The organism is Vibrio sp. CUB2, from assembly GCF_001557945.1.
Classification (GTDB): Bacteria; Pseudomonadota; Gammaproteobacteria; order Enterobacterales; family Vibrionaceae; genus Vibrio; species Vibrio owensii.
Genome location: NZ_LNRB01000046.1, coordinates 1 through 3575, shown reverse-complemented (window position 1 = coordinate 3575; position 3575 = coordinate 1). Strand labels below are relative to the sequence as shown.

At 40.1% G+C, this 3575-nt stretch carries 6 protein-coding genes; 3 read left to right on the top strand and 3 right to left on the bottom strand.

Annotated elements, in window-relative coordinates:
• Positions 1–151: 151 nt before the first annotated feature.
• Positions 152–721 (top strand): hypothetical protein, encoded by a 570-nt coding sequence (locus ATB78_RS27605; protein WP_061011138.1) that lies wholly within the window; start codon positions 152–154, stop codon positions 719–721.
• 95 nt (positions 722–816) lie between these two features.
• Here ATB78_RS27605 and ATB78_RS27600 read toward each other — a convergent pair whose 3' ends face one another.
• Positions 817–1107 (bottom strand): type II toxin-antitoxin system RelE/ParE family toxin, encoded by a 291-nt coding sequence (locus ATB78_RS27600; protein ID WP_005377002.1) that lies wholly within the window; start codon positions 1105–1107, stop codon positions 817–819.
• Complete coding sequence (locus ATB78_RS27595; protein ID WP_005377003.1) at positions 1097–1345, bottom strand: type II toxin-antitoxin system Phd/YefM family antitoxin; 249 nt, start codon at positions 1343–1345, stop codon at positions 1097–1099. Before ATB78_RS27595 ends, ATB78_RS27600 begins: the two co-directional genes overlap by 11 nt.
• Positions 1346–1559: 214 nt before the next feature.
• On the opposite strand from ATB78_RS27595, the gene ATB78_RS27590 reads away from it, so the two are divergent.
• Both ATB78_RS27590 and ATB78_RS27585 read left to right on the top strand, forming a co-directional pair.
• Positions 1560–2381 (top strand): hypothetical protein, encoded by an 822-nt coding sequence (locus tag ATB78_RS27590; RefSeq protein WP_061011137.1) that lies wholly within the window; start codon positions 1560–1562, stop codon positions 2379–2381.
• Between the two features lie 144 nt (positions 2382–2525).
• Complete coding sequence (locus tag ATB78_RS27585; RefSeq protein WP_025793485.1) at positions 2526–3203, top strand: hypothetical protein; 678 nt, start codon at positions 2526–2528, stop codon at positions 3201–3203.
• Positions 3204–3237: 34 nt separating this feature from the next.
• On the opposite strand, the gene ATB78_RS29035 is transcribed toward ATB78_RS27585, so the two are convergent.
• The coding region (locus tag ATB78_RS29035) for an IS30 family transposase (RefSeq protein ID WP_155647874.1) at positions 3238–3575 on the bottom strand (338 nt) is incomplete at its 5' end.

Below are 3575 nucleotides of genomic sequence, written 5' to 3'. Positions count from 1 at the left end.
CGCACTAACAAACTGTTCAAGAGGGATTCGCAACGCGTGGCATTTTTACTATGCGTTGAATTTAGTGGTTAAGGTGTTATGCGGCGGCTTCGGTATTGCGTTGCTCACCCCTTAACAGGGCGTTAGTTGCCACCAAGGTTTTGGAGTTTTAATGGAAATCATCTTAATTTTTTTAGCGCTGTTGGTTGCTTGTTTAACCTTATTTATTCAGCGTCAGCATAACCGAAAAGAATTGTTACCTATAATCCACACTTACTTTTCAGCAGCGTCTAAAGATAATCAGGTAACTCGTGAGTTCAAACTGATCAACGATGGTAATGGTGCTGCGATTCTGAAGAGGGTTCAGTTACATTTAGCATCTGGTGAGGAAATTGAAATTACTAACTTCAATGATTTCTCGAAAGTCATCCAACAGAAGAATCCACATAGTAAAGATATTGCGACCTCATTACCATTCGCTCTAAGTGCCAATTCATCTGAAGTTATCTACAGCTATTGCCTTTCTGAATCAGTGGAAGATCAACTAGATAGTTGCACGGTTACAGTTACTGCGGAATCTGTCTACGGGGATACAGTTGTTGCACATGAGACAGGCTTTGATGTCATATCAAACAAACGTGATGCATTTTTTGAAACATGGTTTAGTAAAATTGCCGACACATCAATAATGCTTTGGGAAAAGGCAACTAACAAAGCATTTAAGGCAGATTCGCAACGCTAGGCATTTTAAGCTCAAATCAGCTTTTGTGTTTACGGTGTAGTGATTTAGCTTAGGTGGTCGTGTTGCTCACTACTTAACGCGGCGTTATACCGCAATCAGTCATCTAACCTTTTCATGGCTTTACGGTAAACATCGCTACGTTCGCGCTTTCCAACTGCTAGGACGGTTACAATGATCACATCGTCTTCAACTTTGTAGACGAGACGGTAGCCCGATTGACGCAACTTAATTTTATACATGTTGTCAGCTCCAGACAATTTTGAAGCCGGAACATGTGGGTTATCTAAGCGCTCGATTAGCTTTTTCTTAAATTGTTGTTGCAGAGTAGAACCAAGCTTTTTCCACTCTTTGAGGGCGCTCTTTTTAAAGTCGAGTTTATAGGTCATCAATATTTACCGAAATGCTCTCTTCAGATTCACGCTCTTTAGCGATAGCGAGTAGTTCAAGATCTTCGAGTCTGTCCATCATCATTTCGTACGCTTCGGCAGGTACGCAATAAAATGCTGGTTCATTTCGGTTTAATACAGCTACAGGTTCGCCGTAAGCACTAGTTGCAACTTTCATAGGGTTAGCTTTCAACTCAGTAATGCTTGCAGCAACATCGGCTAATATTCTAGTGGTCATATAATCGGTCTCTTAAGTGGTCTTTATGTTGGTCATTTTAGCCTCAACCAAGCGGTATAACAAGTTGCTTAAGAGTGATTCGCAACGCGTGGCATTTTTACTATGCGTCGGTTTATGTGTTTAAGGTATTATGCGGAGGCTAAGGTATTGCGTTGCTCACACCTTAGCAAGGCGTTAGTTTTCCTAGCTAAACATTTACGATGAGAAAAGTAGTATGCGGGATGAGATAGATCCTGAAATAAAGTTAGACGTTACAAAAAAACTCAATGTTCTAAGAGGTTGGTTAACTATCGTTATTAGGTTAGCGTCAGACCACTATTTTCTTTTGGCTTCGGTTAGTGCCTCGTTGTTTACTCTTCTTTGTTACCTACATGCGAATGAGTTGTTTGGTGATTACGGCATTGAATTTCTACACGTTGCTAATCTATCTGATGTGTACTCTGTTGCTTTGAGTTCAGGAGTAGTATTTTCTCTAGTTCATCAAACGATGATGTTGTTGTTATTTGGCGTATTTATAATCACGTTCCCCTCAATTCTCAGAAAACTAAAGAAAGAGGGTAAAATAGGAAAAGTCATTACATTTATGTTTGGTTTTTTGTCGCTGTTAATTGTTGTTTTATTGGTTCTCTTGAACAAGCTAAGTCACGAAGTGAATATGACTCGCTCTATTGAAGTACAAACAAGTGAAAGGTTACCAAGGTATAGACTGATTACTGAACAAGACCAACTTGGTAGAGGTTGTGTTGGTATCATTGCGAGTACAAGTGATAACGTTGTAACGTGGAATTATGAAGCGTCTCAGTTTGAGCTCATACCTAAATCTAAAGTCGTTCGGATGGACTTTGTTCTTAGGGCTCCCATTGCTTACTACCCCCACACTAGGCCTCGAGGGCTATCTTTTTCATCGAGGGAAAAAGACTTGGAGTGGGCATTAAAAAACAACTTAGAGTGGCAAAAAGCCTTGAAGAGAAAATGTGGGGAAACAGTCGATATTACCTCTATGTTACAAAAAGAGCTTGGCCGCATTAAAAGTTAAGTAAAACTAACAATCTGTTTAAGAGGGATTCGCAACGCGTGGCATTTTTACTATGCGTTGGTTGTCGTGTTTAGGGTGTTATGCGGCGGCTATGGTATTGCGTTGCTCACCCCTTAACAGGGCGTTATGCTGCTACGAATCTATATGCAACTTGGTTATTTCAAAGTAGAATACGCCACCTTTTGTATCAACGTATTTTGTATGAGATTCGAAAAACTTAATCAGAAAGCATTTTCAGCAATTTTAATCACGGCTTTGGCACTTTTGTCATTAGCTGCATACTTTGGGGATTCCGATAACTTTTTAGTTGGAAATCTTACCCCCGAGTTAATGGGCGTTTGTATTGAGCTGTTAATCATCCTTTGGGTGTTTGATCGTTGGCAAGAAAATAGTAAGAAAAAGAAGTTAGTTTCTTTGGAACGACGCTTACGTGAGTACTTGATCTTTTTTCTAAAGCACAGCTTTAAAAATGTTCCTCAGGAATATCGAGTTGGCAGATTCTTCGGTAAGGATCATGAAAAGAACATCGAGCAGATCGATAATCTTATTCAGTACGTTAAATCTAACGGTCTAGATGAAGCTGCTTTAACCTCTATCCAACAGCATTGCATGAGAGAGTCTCGTACGTTAGAGAATTTGCTACCCGTAGCATCAGAACTGACTAATGAGCACTTCAAAGCATGGTGCCGTATAGTTTATTTCATTAATTCTATCGCTGGTTCACAAGAGCCAATCAGCAAGTCGACGATAGACATCCTGCAAAACATCAAACGTTTTGACAGTGAGTCATTTAAAAGAAAGCTATATGTAGACGGTGAATAATCAGCTTAGTATCAAGTTTGAAGTGCGACACTTTCTACAGATGCGCATGAATATACTCCGTTGGTGTCCTATACCCAAGCCTTTTGCGTGGGCGCGTATTTAATTTGTGCGCAATTTCATTGCAGAGCTTCTGTGTTACGTGTGACATAGAAGTTCGTTTTGGTAAGTATTGTCGTATCAAGCCATTAGTGTTCTCATTAGTGCCTCGTTCCCATGAGTGGTATGGGTTTGCAAAGTAAAACAGACAGTTATGATGTTTTTCTAGTTGTGCATAACCATGAAATTCAGTGCCGTTATCCGCAGTTATCGTCTTAAAAGGTAAGTCAGAGCGGGTCATGATTTTGCTCATTCTTACGTTGAGCGACTCGCTTG

Coding starts and splice junctions, on each gene's coding strand:
- ATB78_RS27605 (WP_061011138.1), top strand. CDS start 152: ATGGAAATCATCTTAATTTTTTTAGCGCTGTTGGTTGCTTGTTTAACC.
- ATB78_RS27600 (WP_005377002.1), bottom strand. CDS start 1,107: ATGACCTATAAACTCGACTTTAAAAAGAGCGCCCTCAAAGAGTGGAAA.
- ATB78_RS27595 (WP_005377003.1), bottom strand. CDS start 1,345: ATGACCACTAGAATATTAGCCGATGTTGCTGCAAGCATTACTGAGTTG.
- ATB78_RS27590 (WP_061011137.1), top strand. CDS start 1,560: ATGCGGGATGAGATAGATCCTGAAATAAAGTTAGACGTTACAAAAAAA.
- ATB78_RS27585 (WP_025793485.1), top strand. CDS start 2,526: ATGCAACTTGGTTATTTCAAAGTAGAATACGCCACCTTTTGTATCAAC.